The 19122-nt window shown below is 62.2% G+C and carries 21 protein-coding genes; 14 read left to right on the top strand and 7 right to left on the bottom strand.

The features are described 5' to 3' along the window. Positions 1–47 precede the first annotated feature (47 nt). Positions 48–638, top strand: coding sequence for a histidine phosphatase family protein (locus ACIQUB_RS09990; RefSeq protein WP_113238487.1), 591 nt, complete (start codon positions 48–50; stop codon positions 636–638). Between the two features lie 21 nt (positions 639–659). Here the strand turns inward: ACIQUB_RS09990 and ACIQUB_RS09985 are convergent, their stop codons facing one another. Next, entirely contained in the window at positions 660–920 is a 261-nt protein-coding gene (locus ACIQUB_RS09985) for a DUF1344 domain-containing protein (protein WP_018902046.1), read from the bottom strand. Positions 921–1205: 285 nt separating this feature from the next. On the opposite strand from ACIQUB_RS09985, the gene ACIQUB_RS09980 reads away from it, so the two are divergent. From ACIQUB_RS09980 to ribB, 3 genes are all read left to right on the top strand, one after another. Then, on the top strand, positions 1206–4337 hold the full coding sequence (locus ACIQUB_RS09980; RefSeq protein WP_113238486.1) for an EAL domain-containing protein: 3132 nt from the start codon (positions 1206–1208) through the stop codon (positions 4335–4337). A gap of 170 nt (positions 4338–4507) precedes the next feature. Beyond that, on the top strand, positions 4508–5605 hold the full coding sequence (gene aroC / locus ACIQUB_RS09975) for a chorismate synthase (RefSeq protein WP_113200598.1): 1098 nt from the start codon (positions 4508–4510) through the stop codon (positions 5603–5605). Between the two features lie 10 nt (positions 5606–5615). Then, a complete protein-coding gene (gene ribB, locus ACIQUB_RS09970) occupies positions 5616–6716 on the top strand; it encodes a 3,4-dihydroxy-2-butanone-4-phosphate synthase (protein WP_047507948.1) in 1101 nt (366 codons plus the stop codon). Positions 6717–6766: 50 nt separating this feature from the next. Here the strand turns inward: ribB and ACIQUB_RS09965 are convergent, their stop codons facing one another. Both ACIQUB_RS09965 and ACIQUB_RS09960 read right to left on the bottom strand, forming a co-directional pair. Beyond that, complete coding sequence (locus ACIQUB_RS09965; protein ID WP_113238485.1) at positions 6767–7120, bottom strand: KTSC domain-containing protein; 354 nt, start codon at positions 7118–7120, stop codon at positions 6767–6769. A gap of 117 nt (positions 7121–7237) precedes the next feature. Continuing rightward, positions 7238–8428, bottom strand: a complete 1191-nt coding sequence (locus tag ACIQUB_RS09960) for a winged helix-turn-helix domain-containing protein (RefSeq protein WP_113238484.1) — start codon at positions 8426–8428, stop codon at positions 7238–7240. A 149-nt stretch (positions 8429–8577) separates the two neighbouring features. Between ACIQUB_RS09960 and ACIQUB_RS09955 the strand changes: the two genes are divergently transcribed. Genes ACIQUB_RS09955 through ACIQUB_RS09945 form a run of 3 tightly spaced genes read left to right on the top strand, consistent with a single transcriptional unit; the run spans position 8578 to position 10448 of the window. After that, a complete protein-coding gene (locus ACIQUB_RS09955; protein ID WP_111561887.1) occupies positions 8578–9252 on the top strand; it encodes an energy-coupling factor ABC transporter ATP-binding protein in 675 nt (224 codons plus the stop codon). Further along, complete coding sequence (locus tag ACIQUB_RS09950; protein ID WP_113238483.1) at positions 9252–9860, top strand: energy-coupling factor transporter transmembrane protein EcfT; 609 nt, start codon at positions 9252–9254, stop codon at positions 9858–9860. The genes ACIQUB_RS09955 and ACIQUB_RS09950 overlap by 1 nt, the downstream gene beginning before the upstream one ends. Positions 9861–9884: 24 nt before the next feature. Then, complete coding sequence (locus ACIQUB_RS09945; RefSeq protein ID WP_047507957.1) at positions 9885–10448, top strand: biotin transporter BioY; 564 nt, start codon at positions 9885–9887, stop codon at positions 10446–10448. 8 nt (positions 10449–10456) lie between these two features. Here the strand turns inward: ACIQUB_RS09945 and ACIQUB_RS09940 are convergent, their stop codons facing one another. Further along, the gene (locus ACIQUB_RS09940) at positions 10457–10858 is read right to left on the bottom strand and encodes a thioesterase family protein (RefSeq protein ID WP_113238482.1); all 402 of its coding nucleotides are present in this window, start codon (positions 10856–10858) and stop codon (positions 10457–10459) included. 216 nt (positions 10859–11074) lie between these two features. Between ACIQUB_RS09940 and ACIQUB_RS09935 the strand changes: the two genes are divergently transcribed. The 5 genes from ACIQUB_RS09935 to ACIQUB_RS09915 all read left to right on the top strand — a co-directional run bounded on the left by ACIQUB_RS09935 (position 11075) and on the right by ACIQUB_RS09915 (position 14107). Further along, complete coding sequence (locus ACIQUB_RS09935) at positions 11075–12010, top strand: histone deacetylase family protein (RefSeq protein ID WP_113238481.1); 936 nt, start codon at positions 11075–11077, stop codon at positions 12008–12010. 2 nt (positions 12011–12012) lie between these two features. Beyond that, positions 12013–12264, top strand: a complete 252-nt coding sequence (locus tag ACIQUB_RS09930; RefSeq protein WP_047507965.1) for an exodeoxyribonuclease VII small subunit — start codon at positions 12013–12015, stop codon at positions 12262–12264. Between the two features lie 351 nt (positions 12265–12615). Next, positions 12616–13383, top strand: coding sequence for an SDR family oxidoreductase (locus tag ACIQUB_RS09925; RefSeq protein ID WP_113238480.1), 768 nt, complete (start codon positions 12616–12618; stop codon positions 13381–13383). Next, positions 13384–13761 carry a nucleotidyltransferase family protein gene (locus ACIQUB_RS09920; RefSeq protein WP_402929362.1) on the top strand — a complete coding sequence of 126 codons (378 nt, stop codon included), beginning with the start codon at positions 13384–13386 and terminating at the stop codon, positions 13759–13761. Next, positions 13751–14107 carry a DUF86 domain-containing protein gene (locus ACIQUB_RS09915; RefSeq protein ID WP_402929361.1) on the top strand — a complete coding sequence of 119 codons (357 nt, stop codon included), beginning with the start codon at positions 13751–13753 and terminating at the stop codon, positions 14105–14107. The genes ACIQUB_RS09920 and ACIQUB_RS09915 overlap by 11 nt, the downstream gene beginning before the upstream one ends. An 82-nt stretch (positions 14108–14189) precedes the next feature. Here ACIQUB_RS09915 and ACIQUB_RS09910 read toward each other — a convergent pair whose 3' ends face one another. Beyond that, positions 14190–14540, bottom strand: coding sequence for a hypothetical protein (locus ACIQUB_RS09910; protein ID WP_113238479.1), 351 nt, complete (start codon positions 14538–14540; stop codon positions 14190–14192). A gap of 128 nt (positions 14541–14668) precedes the next feature. Here ACIQUB_RS09910 and ACIQUB_RS09905 point away from each other — a divergent pair, with 128 nt between their 5' ends. Both ACIQUB_RS09905 and dxs read left to right on the top strand, forming a co-directional pair. After that, the gene (locus ACIQUB_RS09905) at positions 14669–15589 is read left to right on the top strand and encodes a pirin family protein (RefSeq protein WP_113238478.1); all 921 of its coding nucleotides are present in this window, start codon (positions 14669–14671) and stop codon (positions 15587–15589) included. Between the two features lie 135 nt (positions 15590–15724). Beyond that, entirely contained in the window at positions 15725–17641 is a 1917-nt protein-coding gene (dxs, locus tag ACIQUB_RS09900; RefSeq protein WP_113238505.1) for a 1-deoxy-D-xylulose-5-phosphate synthase, read from the top strand. Positions 17642–17894: 253 nt separating this feature from the next. Here the strand turns inward: dxs and ACIQUB_RS09895 are convergent, their stop codons facing one another. Next, the gene (locus ACIQUB_RS09895; RefSeq protein WP_402929467.1) at positions 17895–18161 is read right to left on the bottom strand and encodes an Atu4866 domain-containing protein; all 267 of its coding nucleotides are present in this window, start codon (positions 18159–18161) and stop codon (positions 17895–17897) included. Positions 18162–18238: 77 nt separating this feature from the next. Further along, positions 18239–18976, bottom strand: coding sequence for an SDR family oxidoreductase (locus tag ACIQUB_RS09890; RefSeq protein WP_113235454.1), 738 nt, complete (start codon positions 18974–18976; stop codon positions 18239–18241). Positions 18977–19122: the final 146 nt, after the last annotated feature.

The following is a 19122-nucleotide window of genomic DNA, read 5'->3' as shown; positions in this document are numbered from 1 at the left end:
CTCCTCGCGGAAGCGATAAGGGGCCGTTTGCAATATGGAGCCGATCATTGCTTATCTACGTCATTCGTCACGGCCAGACAGACTGGAACGCGGAACGTCGCCTGCAAGGGCAAAAGGACATCCCGCTCAATGCCATCGGTCGTGAGCAGGCGCGCCAGAACGGTATCAATCTCGCGGAAATCCTGAAGGTCGAAGGCATCGAATTCGATTTCATCGCGAGCCCGCTCGGCCGCACGCGCGCGACGATGGAAATCGCCCGCGAAGCAATGAACCTCCCGCCCAAGGACTACCGCACCGACGAGCGTCTCGTCGAAGTGTCGTTCGGTGACTGGGAAGGCTTTACGGTCAAGGAACTGAAGGCGACCGCCAAGGACCGAATCGTCGAGCGCAATCTGAACAAGTGGGATTTCATTCCGCCGGGTGCCGATGCCGAGAGCTACGAGATCATGTCGTGGCGGGTGGCTTCCTGGCTGAACGAGGTGGACCGGCCGACGGTCTGCGTCACGCATGGCGGCGTCATTCGCAGCCTGTTCAGGACGATTGCCGACGTGCCGAAGGATGAAGCGGCCGAGGGCGAGATTCCGCAGGACCGGATTCTCAAGATCGAGACAGCCACGAAGCAGATCGCCTGGATCTAGGCCTGCTTCGCGCCAGCCGAATTACTGTACGATATCGAGATCGTTGATGACGCGCTTTCCGTCGACTTCCGTGTAGAAGACGATGACCTTCACGCCTGCCTTCAAGCCTTCGAAATTGAACTCTTCCGACGCCTGATAGGTCTTGCCGTCATCGAGCGTGAGGCTGAGATTGCTCATGTCGATGTTCTTGATCGTCGCTTCCACGTCCGCGCTCTCGGCAAAGCCGCTGATCGGCGACAGAAAACTCGCTGTGGCCAAAAGTGTAGCAACTACGAAGCGCATGACGGCATTCCTTCGAAAACACGACTCAAACATCCAATTGTGCATAGATAGCCTCCCGAATATGGCGAAATTTGCCCTGAACCGTGACCATTCCCGCCCAATTGATGAAGCGCATTTTAACAACAATCAAGAGGGTTCGTTAATACAGTCGTACACTTAAAACGTGTTCCCAATACTACCTGTAAGAAATCGTAAATTAACACCCGCTACTTACAGTCATAGGGAAACGGGGAGACTGGGGTTTTGCTATTCCGCAGGAAACATAACGAGGCAACGCGGAGTTCTTTGCGGAATACCCATATCTCGTTTCTGGTTTCCTGCCTGGTCGCTGTCGTCGTCATCATCGTCGGTTTCAGCCTGGATCGCGCCAATACGGCGGCTAATCTTCGCGAATTGACAATCCGCACGGAAAACGAGACCAGCCTTATTCGCGCGCGCGTGACCGCCCAGATCAACATGGACATCACCATCGTGCGCGACCTCTCCAACATGGTCGCGATCAGCTCGAAGGTGAATGCCGAGGAGATGGAGCGGCAGATCAACTGGCTGCTGATCCAGAACCCGCATTTCGTGCATATCGCCGTTGCGCCCGATTTCATCGTGCAATCAGTATTTCCGCCGACGGAGGGCAAGGATCGGCTTGGCCACGACGTCCGCGAATTCCTGATGGATCGCCAGTCGGTGGCGCGCACCACCGGCAACCAGCAGGCGCGATTCTACGGACCGATCCGCACGCTCGACGGCAAGGACACATTCGCGATCTTCTTTCCCGTCTTCGTAAAAGAGAACGGCCAGCGACGAGTCTGGGGCGCGGTCGAGGCGGTGATCGACGCCGACATGTTCTATGAGAACACCGGTTTGAAGCCGGCGCGCGACAGCGAGAACCGCGAGAAATATCCGCATCTCGACCACCTCTCCATCGCGCTGCGCGATCTCGGAACCACGGGTGCAGCCGTCTCGCCGTTCTTCGGTTCGCCCGAAGTATTGGGACAGCGGCCGCTGACGCGCAAGATCACATTCGCGGGCGGGCGCTGGGAGATCGCGGCGGCACCGAAGACCGGCTGGACCGCCCCTCCAGAGAATCAGCAGACGCTGCGGTTCATCATTCTCGCCGCCGCCTGCCTCACCATCATTCCCGTGTTCTTCGCGACCCTTCTGCTTGGCGAGCGCAACAAGAACATCAGGCAGCTGGAAAAGCGCGAGGAGACGCTGCTGGAGCTGTCACAGCGGCTCAACCTGGCGCTGGAAACATCCAATATCGGCATCTGGGAACTGAGGAATGGCGGCCAGAGCCTGTTCTGGGATGGGCGCGCCGCCGCATTGCACGGCAAACAAGCGATCGAGGGGAGCTACTCGCTCGACGACTGGCTGGAAACGATCGTTCCCGACGATCGCCGGGTGGCGAAGATCCACCTCTTGAAGGATGGCCGGTCGGGCTCGTCCTACACGACACAATACCGGATCGAGCTTTCGGACGGCAGCACGCGCTACCTACGATCGGTGGGCTCTGTTTATAACGACGCCGCCGGCACCATCCGCACGATCGGCATCGTCTGGGACGTGACCGCCGATGCGGTTGCCGCCGAAACGCTGCGCCGGGCTAAGGATGTCAGCGATATAAAGAACGCCGAGCTGGAACTTGCGCTTGACGAACTCTCGCATCGCGAGGCGGAACTCGCCGAGCTCTCCGGCAAGCTCGATCTGGCGCTCGATTCCTATCAGTGCGGCATCTGGGAGGCCACGCTCGGCAAGGCCGGCTCCTTCTGGGACGACCGGATGCACGAACTCTACGGGCTGGAGCCGCGCGCCGGCTTCATGGACGAGGAGACGTGGCTCTCCTGCGTGCTCGAGGACGATCGCCCGCTGGCGATCGAGAGCGCGCGGTATTTCAAGAAGGTCGGCGATACCCATACCGTCGTCTGTCGCGTGCCGACCGAAGACGGGACGATGCGCTATGTGCGCTCGACCGGAAAGGTGCACGCGACGTCGAACGGCCAGCTGAAGATTATCGGCGTTGCCTTCGACATCACCGAAGACGCACTAATGACCGCGGAGCTGAAGGCGGCGAAGGACGAGGCGATCGGCAAGAACATCGAGCTCGAACTCGCCAACAACCGCATCGAACACAATTCGCTGCATGATCCGCTGACCGGGCTCGCCAACCGCCGCAAGCTCGACAAGGCGCTGGAGCAGCTGACCGAGGCCGGGCAGCAAGCCAGGCAGAAGTTCGCGATCCTGCATATCGACCTTGATCGCTTCAAGGAGATCAACGACACGCTGGGCCACGCGGCGGGCGACGCCATGCTCGTCCATGCCTCCCGCGTGCTCTCGCGCAGCATCCGCCCGAGCGATATCGTGGCGCGCATCGGGGGAGACGAATTCGTCATCCTGGCGCTCAATGCCAATGACGCCGAGATGTCGGCGCTTTCGGGCCGGATCGTCGAGGAGATGCGCCAGCCAATCGACTTCCAGGGCTTTGCCTGCCGCTGCGGCGTGTCGATCGGGATTGCGCTGGCAAGCGGCATGCGCGTCGATGCCCGCAAGGTGCTGATCAACGCCGATATCGCACTCTACCGTGCCAAGAGCCAAGGCCGCAATCGGTTCCAGTTCTTCAATCACAATCTGCAGGCCGATATCATCAACAACAAGCGGCTGGCCGACGAGATCCTCTCGGGCATCGAGAACGGCGAGTTCACGACCTGGTACCAGCCGCAATTCAGCGCCCGTACCATGCAACTAACAGGCGTCGAGGCGCTGGTGCGCTGGCAGCATCCGTCCCGGGGTCTGCTGACGCCGGACAAGTTCCTGAAGATCGCCGAAGAGATCAACGTCGTGCAAACGCTCGACCGCATCGTTCTCGAGACCGCGCTGAAGGACAAGATGCGGTGGGCGGCGCTTGGCGTTTCCGTTCCCAAGGTCTCGGTCAACGTGTCTGCCCGGCGCCTGCATGACGATGCGCTGGCCGATTCGTTGCGCATGCTGCAGATCAGGCCGGGCGAAATCTCGTTCGAGCTGGTGGAATCGATCTTCCTCGACGAGAGCGAGGACGTCGCCGCCGAGAACCTCGACAAGATCAAGGCGCTCGGCATCGATATCGAGATCGACGATTTCGGCACGGGCCACACCTCGATCGTCAGCCTTTTGAAGCTGAAGCCGAAGCGGCTGAAGATCGACCGGCAGCTGGTGCAGCCGATCATCACCTCGGCGCAGGAGCGCGCGCTGGTGCGCTCGATCATCGACATCGCCCGCTCGCTCGGCGTCGAGACCGTGGCCGAGGGCGTCGAGACCGTGGCGCATGCCAGCCTCCTTCTCGAACTCGGCTGCGACCTGCTGCAGGGCTACGCCTTCTCGCGCCCCCTCTCCTTCGACGATTTCACCGAAGCGGCCACCCATACGGCCTGGCGCATCGCCTCGTAGTATGGCTTTGCGCGGTTGTTCTCGGATTTGAGGAAACACCGTTTCCCAATGGAGACGGTTTGGCGCAAAGAAAGCCTTTTGCCCTCTCGCCTTTTGGCCTATGAGTGTCGCGCCTTTTTAAAGAATGGCGCGGCCCGGGGACGCCCGGCGGCGCGATCCGGTCGGAGCATATGTCACACAATACATTCGGTCACCTCTTCCGCGTAACCACCTGGGGCGAAAGCCACGGACCGGCACTCGGCTGCGTCGTCGACGGCTGCCCTCCCGGCCTGCGTTTCAAGCTCGCCGACCTGCAGGTGTGGCTCGACAAGCGCAAACCCGGCCAGTCGCGCTTCGTGACGCAGCGCCGCGAGGACGACCTCGTCAAGGTGCTCTCGGGCGTGATGCTTGATGCCGACGGCGAGACGATGATCTCGACCGGCACGCCGATTTCGATGCTGATCGAGAATACCGACCAGCGCTCCAAGGATTACGGCGAGATCGCCCGCCAGTACCGGCCGGGCCATGCCGACTACACCTATGATCTGAAATACGGCATCCGCGACTATCGCGGCGGCGGGCGCTCGTCTGCGCGCGAGACGGCGGCGCGCGTTGCGGCAGGCGGCATCGCGCGGCTGGTCGTTCCCGGCGTTCGTGTGCGCGGGGCGCTGGTGCAGATCGGCAAGCACAAGATCAACCGCGACAACTGGGACTGGGACCAGGTCGACCAGAACCCGTTCTTCGCCCCCGATCCCGAGATCGTGCCCGTCTGGGAAGAGTATCTCGACGGGATCCGCAAGAAGGGCTCTTCGATCGGCGCCGTGGTCGAGGTGGTGGCCGACGGCGTTCCGGCCGGTTTGGGCGCGCCGATCTATTCCAAGCTCGACCAGGATATCGCCTCGCTTTTAATGTCGATCAACGCCGTCAAGGGCGTGGAGATCGGCAATGGATTTGAGGCGGCCGAAATCACCGGCGAAGAAAACGCCGACGAAATGCGCATGGGCAACGACGGCCAGCCGATTTTCCTGTCGAACCATGCCGGCGGCATTCTTGGCGGCATTTCGACCGGTCAGCCTGTCATCGCCCGCTTCGCGATCAAGCCGACCTCGTCGATCCTGACCGAGCGCCAGTCGATCGATGCCGACGGCAAGAATGTCGATATCCGCACCAAGGGTCGCCACGACCCCTGCGTCGGCATCCGCGCCGTGCCGATCGGCGAGGCGATGATCGCCTGCGCCATCGCCGACCACTACCTTCGAGACCGCGGCCAGACCGGCCGGCTGAAATAGGAACGTTCCCATGCCTTACGATCAGAAGCGCGTCGTAGACGCTATCCGGGCCTTCGAGGCCGGCGAAATCGTTGTCGTCGTCGATGACGACGGCCGCGAGAACGAAGGCGATCTTATCGTTGCCGCTGTTCACTGTACGCCGGAAAAGATGGCCTTCATCGTGCGCCACACCTCGGGCATCGTCTGCACGCCGATGCCGAAGGAAGAGGCCAAGCGCCTCGGCCTCAACGCCATGGTCGCGGAAAACGACAGCGCGCATACGACGGCCTTCACCGTCACCGTCGACTTCAAGCACGGCACGACGACGGGCATCTCCGCCGACGACCGCACCCTGACGGTGCGCAACCTTGCCAACCCGAATGTCGGCGCCTCCGACTTCGTGCGCCCCGGCCACATCTTCCCGCTGGTCGCCCGCGAGGGTGGCGTTCTGATGCGCTCGGGCCATACGGAAGCCGCCGTCGATCTCTGCAAGCTCGCCGGCCTGCCGCCGATCGGCGTGATCTGCGAACTGGTCAACGATACCGGCAGCGTGATGCGCGGGCCGCAGGTATCGAGCTTTGCCGAAGAGAACGGCCTCAAGCTGGTCTCCGTCGCCGACCTCATCGCATACCGCCAGCGCAAGGAAACGCTGATCCAGCTGCAGGCGAGCTTCGACGTCGAAACGCCGTTCGGCAAGGCCAAGGCCCACAGCTACTCGCTGCCTTGGGATCCGATGCAGCATCTCGCCGTCGTCTTCGGCGACATCCGCGACGGCATCGACATTCCGGTGCGCCTGCACACGGAAAGCGTCGTGGACGACCTGTTCGGCAAGCGCTCGGTCGATCACTACATGAAGAAGATCGCAGAGAAGGGTCGCGGCGTCATCGTCTATCTGCGCGAAGGTTCTGTTGGCGTCGGCCACCAGGACAACGGCCGCAAGGCTTTGGGCCAAGGCCGCGAAGCGCATGCGGAAGCGCAAAACCGTGAAAGCGAATGGCTGGAAATCGGTCTCGGTGCGCAGATCCTGAAGGATCTCGGCGTCAGCTCGATCAAGCTCTTGACCCGCAGCGAGCGCCACTATGTCGGCCTCGAAGGCTTCGGCATCAAGATCGCCGAGACAGAGATCGGCTGAGGCCGGTGAGATGATCAGCCGGCGGGTAAGGCCCGCCGGTTCGACATTCGTCAGGCGGCGATGCGCTTGAAGCGCGTTCGGACGTTCTGCATGTAATATTTACCCGGCGATTCAGACGTCACCATGGCGATGACATGGGCTTCGGCCACGCCTTCGAACATGCGCTCCTCGCCATTGTTCAGGCAGACACGCAATCTGCCGTCTTCCTGGCTGAAGTAGACCGCGTCGATCAGGGCGGACTTGACGGTAACGGGCTTCATCCGCGCGCGCTGCTCGCTCAACGAAACGATCGAACTGGTCGCCGCGGCGCGGGCGTCGCGACGGTTACGCATCAGTGCTCTGACCCTGCGGGCGAGGCTGTTCCATGCCGCCCATGCGGCGTATCTGATCGCTCGTGTTTTCATGCTGCGATCGTAGGCGAACGGTCCTTAAGAAGTTCGCGAAGAAGCATGGTAAACCCCCGTCAAGATTAACAGGCGGTAATCATCTAAAATGCGAACTATCTCAACGATGACAATCGCTTAGCCGCGCCAACCATCCAGCATTTCGACCCGCTCGACGCCGGCGAACCGGGCGACGCGATCAAGCTCCGCTGCGAGCTTTTCAAGACGGCCGGCGGAGGGTTTTACGCCCGGCTCCAGCCACAGGCGTTTGACGTCGAGCGAGCCCTTCTTACGGTCCGCCTTCATATCGATGCGGCCGATCAGGCGATCCCCTTCCAGCAGCGGAAAGACGTAATAGCCATATTCGCGCTTGGGCTCGGGGACGAAGATTTCGATGCGATAGAAGAAACCGAAGAGGCGTTCGGTGCGGTTGCGGTCGCGGATCATCGGATCGAAGGGGCTCAACACCCGGATGCGCGGTGGTGCTGCTGCGTAATCGTCGAGCGTATCGAGGAAATCCGAAAAGGCCCAAGAGGGGCGCGGCTTGCCGCCCAATGCCGGCTCGATCAGGATCTCGGTCAGTTCATCGCGGTGGGCGGTGACCCAGCCCTTGGCCTCGTCAGGCGAGACCAGCGCCCAGAAGGCCGCTACCTCGCCATGGGTGGCAAAGCCCAGCCTTGTCAGCGCGCTGCGGCAGGCCCAGTCCACGAATTCCTCGCGGCTGACCTCCGGCTCGTGAAACTCGGCCGGGATGACGCGCTCGACCAGATCATAGACCTTCTGGAAATTCGAGCGGCTCGAGATGGCGAACTTGCCGGTGCGCCAGAAATATTCGAGCGCCGTCTTGTTGGGATGCCAGTTCCACCAGCCGCCGGAGACGTGACCATCGGCCTTGATTTCGCGGGCCATGATGGCGCCGTCGCGGCTCACCCGCTCGTAGGTCTCGTCGAAGGCATCCTCGAAGCCCTCGCCGCGCCATTTGCGCCAGCGATCCACCAAGACCTCCTCCTCGCGGCGGAACTTGTGCTTCCAATAGCGGAAGTAGCTACTCGGCAGGATGGAGGCGTCGTGCGTCCAGTGCTCGAACAGCGCGCCGTCCTTTTCCAGAAGCGCCGTCAGGTGCTCGCGCTTGTAGGTCTGGTTGCGCGAAAAGAGGATCTGGTGGTGGGCGCGCTCCACCCACTGGATGCTGTCGATCTGCACGAAGCCGAGATCGTGGATCAGCTGCAGCAGGCCGGGTTTGGTGAGCACGCGATTGGGCGGGGCGCTCAGGCCCTGCTTGGCCAGAAAGATGCGGCGGGCGTCGGCATTGGAGATCAGCTTCGTCATGGCAGCGATGATAATCCGGAAAATGTTCCTAGCCACCCGAATATGGCGGGTTCGGGCGAGGATGCAATGGGGTCAGGTCGCGTCGCGTTTTGATCTTCCCTCCGGCCGCATTCGTTTATAGAACGGCGCTTCACCTCAGGGGGGACGCAGTGAATATCCGTTTCGAAAGCGCCGGTGTCAGCTACGGGTCGCGGACTGCGCTGCAGCCGCTGACGTTGGAGCTCACCGAAAAGCGCATCGCCATCATCGGGCTGAACGGCTCCGGCAAGACGACCTTCGCGCGGCTGATCAACGGCTTGACCAAGCCGACGTCAGGCCGCGTCATCGTCAACGGGCGCGACACATCGGATGAGAAGGCAGCGCTCGGCGATGTCGGCTTCATCTTCCAATCGCCGCAGAACCAGATCATCCTGCCTGTCGTGCGAGATGATATCGCCTTCGGGCTGAAGAGCCGCGGACTTGCGAAGGCCGCGATCGAGGCGAGGGTGACCGAGGTGCTCGACCGCTTCAATGCCGGGCATCTGGCCGAGCGGCGAGCGCACGAGCTTTCCGGCGGCGAACTGCAGATGGCGGCACTCTGCTCGGTGCTCGCCACCGGCCCCGATATTCTCATTCTCGACGAGCCGACCAACCAGCTCGACCTGCGCAACCGCGGGCTCGTGCAGGGGCTGATCGAGAGCCTGCACGAAAGCGCCATCGTCATCACCCACGATCTGGAGCTGATCGCCGACTATCCGCGCGTGCTGGTGTTCCACCAGGGACAACTGGCGGCCGATGCGCCGGCCGCCGAGGCAATCGCCCGCTACCGGGAGCTCGCGGCCTGATGCAATCGCTCTATGTCGAGGGCAATAGCCGGCTGCACCTGATCTCTGCGCGGGTGAAGCTCATCGTGCTTGCCGCACTCGGCATCGCGCTATTCGCCACCGCCAACATCGCGCTGCTCGGCTTTGCCGTCGTTGCCACCGGCGCCGCCTACTTCGGCATCGGCATGCCGGTTCGTGCAGCCCTTGCGCGCTTGAAGCCGATCCTTCTCACCATTCTGATCGTCGCCGTCTTCAGCCTCGCCTTCAATCCATGGCATGGCGCCGTCGTGGCGCTACTCAGGCTGACAGCGCTGATGCTGTTTGCCGCGAGCGTGACCGCGACCACCACGATCGCCGCCTTCATGGACGAGATCACGCTTGCCGCCCGGCCGCTGGAGCGGCTCGGGCTCGTGCGGGCCGACGATGTCGGGCTTGCCGTCGGGCTGGTTGTGCGATTCGTGCCTGAAATCATCGGCCGCTACCACGCGATTGCCGAGGCGCACCATGCGCGCGCGCTGAAGGTACGCCCATCGACGGTGCTGGTGCCGTTGATCATCCTGACGCTGAAGGATGCTGATAACATCGCGGCTGCGATTGACGCGCGCGGTATTCGGCGGCATGTGGATTAGCACCTATTGAACCACGGAGCCATCATGAGCACCCGAGACCTCGTTCTGTCCGCCCTGTTTGCCGCCATCATCGTCGCGCTCGGCATCCTGCCGCCGATCACGCTCGGCTTCATTCCGGTGCCGATCACGGCGCAGTCGCTCGGCGTGATGATGGCCGGCGTGGTGCTCGGCGCCCGGCGCGGCACGGTGGCGGTGCTGATCGTGCTGGTGCTTGTTGCGATCGGCCTGCCTGTTCTCTCCGGCGGACGCGGCGGGCTGGCGGCTTTCGCGGCACCCACCACCGGCTTCCTGATCGGCTGGGTCTTCGCCGCATTCACGACGGGCTATATCAGCGAGCGGCTGGTGAAGCACGGCCAGGCGGCCGGCATGCAGCTGACCGGCTTCTTCTTTGCGGCCATGATGGGCGGGATCGTCGTGCTCTATGCCTTCGGCATCGTCTATCTTGCCTTTGCCGCGCAGATCGGCCTGAAGGCGGCGTTTACCGGCTCGATGGCCTTCATTCCCGGCGACGTGATCAAGGCCTTCGTGGCGGCGCTGGTCGGCCGCGCGGTCATGGCCGGCTATCCGCTGCTGCCGGTTAAAGGCTAAGCCAGAACCTAGTTCATGAAACCGTAGAGCCAGTCCCGCGTCACCTCTGGCAGCGGGACCGGTGCCTTGTCCTCGCGGGTCTGCGCCTGCCAGACGATCTCGACCTCGGCGGCGCGCTCATCGCCACTATCCACCGCGATGATGAAGCCGACGGAGCGCACGCCGATCTTGTCGACGGCGGTGGTAAACAGCACCATTTCGTCATAGCGCAGAGGCCGGTGCAGGATGCAGGTGATCTTGCTCGCCACATAGAGCGGCTCGTCTGCCAAATCAGGGCGCTCGGACCAGAATTTCGCCAGAGCGGATTCTGCATAGGAGATGTAGGAGCCGAGGAACATCTGGCCGTTCATGTCCACATCGCGAAACGGCACGTGGATCTGCACAATGTTGGAGCGCATCGCAGCGTTCATCGATTTCCCCCAGTCTCAGCCTTTGCTATTGCGCAATTCCGAACGCAAAACCGTGCTACACTTTTGCTGGAATTGCTTTAGCCCCCCAAGAATAACCGCCTGCTAATATTATGTAAACGAAGGCGAAAGGCGTATGACAGCGCAGGATTGTTGAAATCGCGAGCCCCTACCCCATCTGCTGTGGAACATGACGAGGCAGGCAGATAGAGTGATTGCATGAGCACCCGCCTTTACGAACATCCGATCTTTCTGGAACACATCACGCCCGAGGGCCACCCCGAGCGATCCGACCGGTTGCGGGCGCTGAACGTGGCGCTGGGGCATCCGCATTTCGACCGGCTGGACCGCCAGCAGGCGCCGCAGGCATCCGAGGACGCCGTGCTTCTGGCGCATCCCGAAGAGCATCTTTTCGCCGTGATGCGGCAGGTGCCGGAGGAAGACGGCGAGATCAACCAGCTCGAGGCCGACACCTATGCCAGCCCAAAAAGCCTGCAGGCAGCGCTGACCGGGATCGGTGGCGCGATGGCGGCCGTGGATGACGTCTTCACAGGCAAGGCGGACAATGTCTTCGTCGCCTCGCGACCACCAGGCCACCACGCCGAGAAATCCAAGGCGATGGGCTTCTGCTTCTTCAACAACGCCGCCATCGCCGCCCGCCACGCTCAGCGCAGGCACGGCGCCGAGCGCGTGGCGATCGTCGATTGGGACGTGCACCACGGCAACGGCACGCAGGACATCTTCTGGGACGACCCATCCGTGCTGTTCTGCTCGACGCACCAGATGCCGCTCTATCCCGGCAGCGGCGCCAAGAACGAAACCGGCGCGCACGATACGATCGTCAACGCACCGCTTTCGCCCAATGTCGGCAGCGAGCATTTCCGCGAGGCGTTCAAATCCCGCGTGCTGCCGGCGCTGAACGACTTCCGCCCCGACCTGATCATCATCTCGGCCGGCTTCGACGCGCACCACCGCGACCCGCTGGCGCAGATCAACCTCGTTGGCGAGGACTTCGACTGGGCGACCGGCCGGCTGCTCGAAGTGGCCGACAAAAGTGCCGGCAACCGGGTCGTCAGCCTTCTGGAAGGCGGCTATGATCTTGAGGGCTTGGCCGAATCGGCCGGGCTGCATGTTTTGAGAATGATGAAGGGTTGAGCATGACCGACAACGCCAAGCCGGAGGTTTCCGGCCTCTCTTTCGAAAAGGCTGTCGCCGAACTCGAAAGCATCGTCGCCCGGCTGGAACGCGGCGACGTGGCGCTGGACGAGTCCATCGAGATCTACGAGCGCGGCGAAGCGCTGAAGAAGCATTGCGAGACGCTGCTTTCGGCGGCTGAAAACCGGATTGAGAAGATCAGGCTTGACCGCGCGGGCAAGCCGCAGGGCGTGGAGCCGCTGGACGGGGCTTGAGGTATAGAGCAGCTGGACGACGCGTCAGAGCGGCGCGCGCAGGGCGGCGGTGCCTTCAAGATAATCTCGACGCGCATCCAACTCTCCGCCCTCATCCCTGTGCTCGTCACAGGGATCCAGCGCGATCAAGCCCTTGATCACAATAGACTCTTTTCGCCGCGCAGACGCGCGTCGGCTGGATTCCTGTGACAAGCACAGGAATGAGGGAGGTAAAGGCTGTGCCCGAGTGAATGGGCTCAGGCGCCTTTAATAGCGGTCATCTCTCTCTCCACGAACATCCCCAGCAAACCCTCTTGGCCAGCGCCCAGATCGCGGTCTATCATCCCCGAAACACCAAAGGGGACGGCGAGCATGACAGATAGATTGAAGGGCAAGATCGCGATTGTCTCGGGCGGGGCGACCGGCATGGGCGGGGCGGCGTCGAGACTGTTTGCGGCCGAGGGCGCGAAGGTCGCGATCATCGATCGCAATGGCGAGGCGGCGGCTGAGACGGTGCGTGATATCCGCGCCGCAGGTGGCGAGGCCGATTTCTGGACGGCCGATGTGTCCGACGAAACGGCGGTGAACGCGGCGGTCTCCGACATCGAGGCTCGCTACGGCGCGGTGACCGTGCTCTTCAACCATGCCGGCACGATCGTCATCAAGCCGTTCCTGGAAACCACGCTTGAGGAATGGGACTGGCTGCATGCCGTCAACGTGCGATCAATGTTCCTGATGACCAAGGCGGTGCTGCCGAAGATGATTGCGGCCGGCGGCGGGTCGATCGTCTGCACCTCGTCGATCTCGGCGGTGGCGGCGACGCCTATGGAGGTGCTCTACGACACGACCAAGGGCGCCGTGCACATGTTCGCGCGCGCCATCGCCGTCGAGTTCCGCGACCGCAACATCCGCTGCAACGCAGTCTGCCCCGGCTTCATCCGCACGCCGCACGGCCTGCGCGAGGTGGCCGACCTGCAAAAGCTCGGCGTCGACGTCTCCGACGCTGCGATTGCGGCGCAGCAGGGACGCATCGGCGAGCCGGAGGATGTGGCGCGGGCGGCGCTTTATTTGGCCAGCGATGAGTCGAGCTTCGTCAACGGAGCGCATCTGTTCGTCGACAACGGGTTTACGGCGATGTGATTGGCGGAGCGGCTTGGCCGATTGTGGCGGCGTCTCGACCAAGTCGCAGAGGTCGATTATATTGGCGATATGGACAAGGATCAGGTCATAGCGATCATTCGTAAGCATGAGGACGCGCTCAGGGCTGAGGGCGTTCTTGGGCTTTCGCTGTTCGGGTCAGTCGCTCGCGGCGAAGCGACTGCGGAGTCGGATATCGATGTCATTGTTGAGCTTACGGACGAGGTCCTGCATTCCGGCTTTGGATATTTCGGGACGCTGTATCGTCTCAAAGAAAGACTTGAAGATATCACCGGCCGGCCTGTCGACGTCATCTCGGAACCGATCGAGAAGCCTCGCCTCGCCAAAGAGATCGAAAGAGACCGCCAAGTTGCCTTCTAGCAAACCATGGCTCCGCCTGGCCGACATCACCGATAACAGTCGAAAGATACTGGCCTATACCGAGGGCATGACCTACGCTGAGTTCGTTGCAAACGAGATGGCTGCTGATGCGAGCGAGCGCTGTATCTCGCGCATTTCGGAGGCTGCGGTCAAACTCGGCAGCTTCGCCGAAGAGCTGCTGCCCGGCCACGACTGGCAAGCGATACGCGGCATCGGCAATATCCTTCGCCACGACTATGAAGACGTCATGCTGCCGCGTATCTGGGAGCTGATTAAAAAGAATATTCAACCACTTCTCAGAGATATAGAGTTGGCGATCGAAGCTCACGAAGCGGCCGACAAGTAAGCTCACCACTTTCGCGATTGCTCGCCGGGCTCGAAACACTCCTCGCAATACAGCCCGACCGAAATGGAACGCTTCCCAACCTCTATAGCGCGATCACCGTGCTGATCTCCGTGTAGTCGGCATGCAAGCCATCGGCATCGCGTTCGATCAGCCCGGCGCGGGAGAAGATATCGACGTCATCATGAACACGGCGATAGTCGCGTTTCAGGCTCTTAGCCAGCCCTGAAATGCTTGTCCGTGGATTGCTGCGTAGGTAACGGAGCAGTTCGAGCTGCTTGGCCGTCATCGTGCGCGCGAAGACTTCCCAATCGACGAAGGTTAGGTATTCCTCGGAAACGGGCTGGCCCGCCTCGGCGCGCTGCCATGCGCCGATGAAGCGCTTGTCGGCATCTTCGAAGGAACCGCCAACATGCATGTCGATGGTCTTGCTCATATCGTCTCGCCTCTTGCGTGGTCCATACTGTCGGTGATCACTGTCGCCCGTCAATCGCCCCGAGCCTGCCTTCTGGTCATCGGGCACGATAGCCGATAAACTCCCCACTTTCGCCAACGGAGACACCAATGTCCTTCTTCCCCGGCAAAGACCCTCTCCCCGGCGATGCCTTTGCCTGCGACGCCATCGAGAACCTGATCATCCCGCGCACCAGCGATATCGGCGGGTTTCAGGTCAGGCGAGCGCTGCCGACCCGGCAGCGGCGGCTGGTGGGGCCGTTTATCTTTTTCGATCGGATGGGGCCGGCGATCTTGAAGCCGGACGAGGCGCTGGATGTGAAGCCACATCCGCATATCGGGTTGTCGACGGTCACCTATCTCTTCGATGGCGAGATCAGGCATCTCGATAGCCTCGGGACCGAGAAGGTGATCCGGCCCGGCGATATCAACCTGATGACGGCTGGGCGCGGCATCGTGCATTCGGAGCGTACGCCGGATAATCTGCGTGGCCATCCGCTTTTGATGTCCGGTCTGCAGACGTGGCTGGCGCTGCCCGATGACAAGGAGGAGATCGATCCCTCCTTCGCGCATACGGAAAAGAGCGAGATGCCGCTCATCGACGAACGTGGGGTGCGCGGGCGGGTCGTCATCGGTGCGTTCGAGGGCATGACCTCGCCGGTGAGCGTGTTTTCCGACACGCTCTATGCCGATATCAATCTCGATGCCGGCGCGAAGTTCCCGTTCGGCGCCGCGCATGAGGAGCGGGCGATCTATGTGCTGTCTGGCGAAGTGGTGATCGCGGGCGACCGATTCGCGGCCGATCAGCTGCTGGTATTCCGTCCGGGTGACGCCATCACGCTAGAAGGCGGTGCCCAGGGCTGTCATCTCATGCTGTTTGGCGGAGCGGCGCTGAACTCGAAGCGCTACATCTGGTGGAACTTCGTTTCCTCGTCGAAAGAGCGCATCGAAAAGGCCAAGGAGGAGTGGCGCACCGGCCGTTTCGACATCGTTCCGGGGGATGAAGAGGAATTCGTCCCTTTGCCGGAGTAGCGTTCTCCTCTAGAAAGGATCCTTGCGGTTCTTGAAATCGACTTCTTTCACCGCAACTTATGGCCTAAAGGCTATGTGCCCCAAAACGCCTGGAAAAGACGACAAGAACAAGAACGACAAGAAAGAGTGCCTCCCGTGACACAACCGCCGAAGACGCCGCTGCTGGACAAGGTCATTTATCCGGCCGACCTCCGAAAGCTGGAGGATCGCGACCTGCCGCAGCTTGCGCGCGAGGTGCGCGACGAGATGATCGACGCGGTGTCGAAGACGGGCGGACATCTGGGCGCAGGCCTTGGCGTCGTCGAACTGACGATCGCCATCCACAATGTCTTCAACACGCCCGACGACAAGCTGATCTTCGATGTCGGGCACCAGTGTTATCCGCACAAGATCCTGACCGGCCGGCGCGACCGCATCCGCACGCTGCGCCAGGAAGGCGGGCTCTCGGGCTTTACCCGCCGCGCCGAAAGCGAATACGACCCCTTTGGCGCAGCACACTCCTCGACCTCGATCTCGGCCGGCCTCGGCATGGCTGTCGCGGCAGATCTCTCCGGCTCGAAGCGCAACGTCATCGCGGTGATCGGCGACGGCGCGATGTCGGCCGGCATGGCCTATGAGGCGCTCAACAATGCCGGCGCGCTCGATGCGCGGCTGATCGTCATCTTGAACGACAACGACATGTCGATCGCGCCGCCGACCGGCGCCATGAGCGCCTACCTGGCGCGCCTCGCCTCGGGCCGCACCTATATGGGCATGCGCGAAGTCGGCAAGAAGCTGACAAGCTACCTCGGCAAATCGGTCGATCGTGCCATTACCCGCGCCGTCGAGCATGCGCGCGGCTACGTGACCGGTGGCACCATGTTCGAGGAAATGGGCTTTTATCATATCGGGCCGATCGACGGGCACTCCTTCGAGCATCTGCTGCCCGTGCTGCGCAATGTGCGCGACAATGCGCATGGGCCGGTGCTGATCCATGTCGTCACGCAGAAGGGCAAGGGCTATGCGCCAGCGGAAGCTGCCGCCGACAAGTATCACGGCGTCAACAAGTTCGATGTCATCACCGGCGCGCAGGCGAAGGTGAAGCCGAATGCGCCGAGCTACACCAATGTGTTTGCCGAAGCGCTGGTGCAGGAAGCCGAGCTCGACGACAAGATCGTTGGCATCACCGCCGCCATGCCTAATGGTACGGGTCTGGACAAGCTGGCAAGCGTGTTTCCGTCGCGCTGTTTCGATGTCGGCATTGCCGAGCAGCATGCCGTGACCTTCGCCGCCGGACTTGCCGCCGAGGGCTACAAGCCGTTTACAGCACTCTACTCGACCTTCCTGCAGCGCGCCTTCGACCAGGTGGTGCACGATGTGGCAATCCAGGGCCTGCCGGTGCGCTTCCCGATCGACCGCGCCGGCTTCGTCGGCGCCGACGGGCCGACGCATGCGGGCTCCTTCGACACGACTTTCCTTGCGACGTTGCCGGGCTTCGTCGTCATGGCCGCCGCCGACGAGGCGGAGCTGAAGCACATGGTGCGCACGGCCGCCGCCTATGACGCCGGCCCGATCTCGTTCCGCTATCCGCGCGGCGAAGGCGTGGGCGTCGAGATGCCGGTGCGTGGCGAAATCCTGCAGATCGGCAAGGGCCGCATCGTCAAGGAAGGCACCAAGGTGGCGCTGCTCTCCTTCGGCACGCGCCTGGCGGACTGCATGCTGGCGGCAGAAGACCTCGATGCCGCAGGGCTTTCGACCACGGTCGCCGACGCGCGTTTCGCCAAGCCGCTCGACCACGACCTGATCCGCCAACTGGCGCGTCACCACGAGATGCTGATCACCGTTGAAGAAGGTGCCGTTGGCGGCTTCGGCAGCCATGTGCTGCAGTTCCTCGCGACCGAGGGTCTGCTCGACAACGGGCTGAAGGTGCGCTCGCTTGTCATGCCGGATCTCTGGGTGGAGCAGGCGAAGCCCGAGGTGATGAACGCGCAGGCCGGGCTCGATCGGGCCGGGATTGTCGGCACCGTGTTCAAGGCGCTTGGGCGGCCGGCGGCTGTCGGGTTTGCTGGGTAAGTGGAGCGTGTGTGGTCGGTGATTGATCGACCTCATTGCTTTGCTGAAATAGCTAGCTCCGCGCCAGCATTACCCCCCTCTGCCCTGCCGGGCATCTCCCCCACAAGGGGGGAGATCGATTCGCGGTGAGGTTTACCCCAAACAATGAGCGTGGAACGAGCGGCTGCCCCCAGCCAATCTCCCCCCTTGTGGGGGAGATGTCCGGCAGGACAGAGGGGGGTGCCACTTGCTCAACATTCGCGAATAGCGTCTCTCAATCCTTCCGCACCCCATCGCGATAAAACACCATCCCACCATGATGAAGCACGTCGTCGATGAATTCGCCGTCGGCGGTGAAACCGGTGTCGTCCCAGTAATCGATGTGGCGTCCCCTCACCTCGTAGCGCCCCTGATAGGCACTTTTGACCGTGCCACGCGCTTCGTCGTAGCGGCCGTTGGGCAGCAGTTCCTGCCTGATGCGACCGTCGGCGGTGATCCACATGCCGATATAGGGGTGGGTCGCGTCGGGAGGTGTTGGCATCTTGATATCCTTGGCGAAGGCGCTGGCGGCGGCAAAGGTGATCAGTGCCGCCGCGAGGGATTGGCGGATGACCATGATCACAACCCCGCATTGGCCGTCGGGCGCACGACGATGTCGTTGACGTCGACATCGGCGGGCTGGTCGATGGCGTAGAGGATGGCGCGGGCGATGGCGTCGGGTTTCAGCGCAACGGCGCGGTAGGCGACCATGGCTTCGGCGGCGAAGGGTTCGGTGATGGTTTCAGCGAGTTCGGATTCGACCACGCCAGGATAGACACAGGTGACGCGCAGGATCTTGTTTTCCTGCCTGAGCCCATCCGAGATCGCCCGCACCGCATATTTGGTGGCGCAATAGACCGCCGCTGTCGGCGAGACGGCGAGGCCGCCGACGGAGGAGACGTTGATGATCTGGCCGGATTGCTGGGCGTTCATGACAGGCAGCACGGCGGCGATGCCATAGAGCACGCCCTTGATGTTGACGTCGATCATCCGGTCCCATTCCTCGACCTTCAGCGAGGACATCAGCGACAGCGGCATGACGCCGGCATTGTTGACGAGGACGTCGACGCGGCCGAACTCGGCAATAGCGGCGTCGACGAAGGCCTGCATGTCGGCGCGGTCGGTGACATCGAGCGCTCTCGAAATCACGACACCGCCCGCAGCGCGGATTTCCTCGCTCAAAGCGTCCAGACGGTCGGTTCGGCGTGCGCCGATGACCAGTTTTGTACCGGCGAGACCCAATTCGCGGGCCGTTGCGGCACCGATGCCGCTGCTGGCGCCGGTGATCAGCACTACCTTGTTGTTCATATCGGTCATGTCTTGCTCCTCAAGCGATCTGTTGACCGGCACAGGATCGCGCGACCGGCACCGGTGGCGGTAGACGGCTTTTCCGGAATTCTTGCACGATCCTCCGAAATGGGATGATGGTCTCTTGGCAAAGCGCGCGAGACGTCCGATGCTGG

The organism is Rhizobium sp. NPDC090275 (genome assembly GCF_044772225.1).
GTDB lineage: Bacteria > Pseudomonadota > Alphaproteobacteria > Rhizobiales > Rhizobiaceae > Rhizobium.
This window is presented reverse-complemented; position numbering and strand designations above follow the sequence as displayed.

Bases quoted from the DNA above. Each gene is read 5' to 3' on its own strand.
- ACIQUB_RS09940 (WP_113238482.1), bottom strand. From the start codon at position 10,858: ATGAACGCTGCGATGCGCTCCAACATTGTGCAGATCCACGTGCCGTTT.
- ACIQUB_RS09945 (WP_047507957.1), top strand. From the start codon at position 9,885: ATGAGCACCCGAGACCTCGTTCTGTCCGCCCTGTTTGCCGCCATCATC.
- ACIQUB_RS09905 (WP_113238478.1), top strand. From the start codon at position 14,669: ATGTCCTTCTTCCCCGGCAAAGACCCTCTCCCCGGCGATGCCTTTGCC.
- ACIQUB_RS09935 (WP_113238481.1), top strand. From the start codon at position 11,075: ATGAGCACCCGCCTTTACGAACATCCGATCTTTCTGGAACACATCACG.
- ACIQUB_RS09950 (WP_113238483.1), top strand. From the start codon at position 9,252: ATGCAATCGCTCTATGTCGAGGGCAATAGCCGGCTGCACCTGATCTCT.
- ACIQUB_RS09895 (WP_402929467.1), bottom strand. From the start codon at position 18,161: ATGCCAACACCTCCCGACGCGACCCACCCCTATATCGGCATGTGGATC.
- ACIQUB_RS09925 (WP_113238480.1), top strand. From the start codon at position 12,616: ATGACAGATAGATTGAAGGGCAAGATCGCGATTGTCTCGGGCGGGGCG.
- ACIQUB_RS09965 (WP_113238485.1), bottom strand. From the start codon at position 7,120: ATGAAAACACGAGCGATCAGATACGCCGCATGGGCGGCATGGAACAGC.
- ribB (WP_047507948.1), top strand. From the start codon at position 5,616: ATGCCTTACGATCAGAAGCGCGTCGTAGACGCTATCCGGGCCTTCGAG.
- ACIQUB_RS09890 (WP_113235454.1), bottom strand. From the start codon at position 18,976: ATGACCGATATGAACAACAAGGTAGTGCTGATCACCGGCGCCAGCAGC.
- ACIQUB_RS09985 (WP_018902046.1), bottom strand. From the start codon at position 920: ATGCGCTTCGTAGTTGCTACACTTTTGGCCACAGCGAGTTTTCTGTCG.
- aroC (WP_113200598.1), top strand. From the start codon at position 4,508: ATGTCACACAATACATTCGGTCACCTCTTCCGCGTAACCACCTGGGGC.
- ACIQUB_RS09960 (WP_113238484.1), bottom strand. From the start codon at position 8,428: ATGACGAAGCTGATCTCCAATGCCGACGCCCGCCGCATCTTTCTGGCC.
- ACIQUB_RS09910 (WP_113238479.1), bottom strand. From the start codon at position 14,540: ATGAGCAAGACCATCGACATGCATGTTGGCGGTTCCTTCGAAGATGCC.
- ACIQUB_RS09930 (WP_047507965.1), top strand. From the start codon at position 12,013: ATGACCGACAACGCCAAGCCGGAGGTTTCCGGCCTCTCTTTCGAAAAG.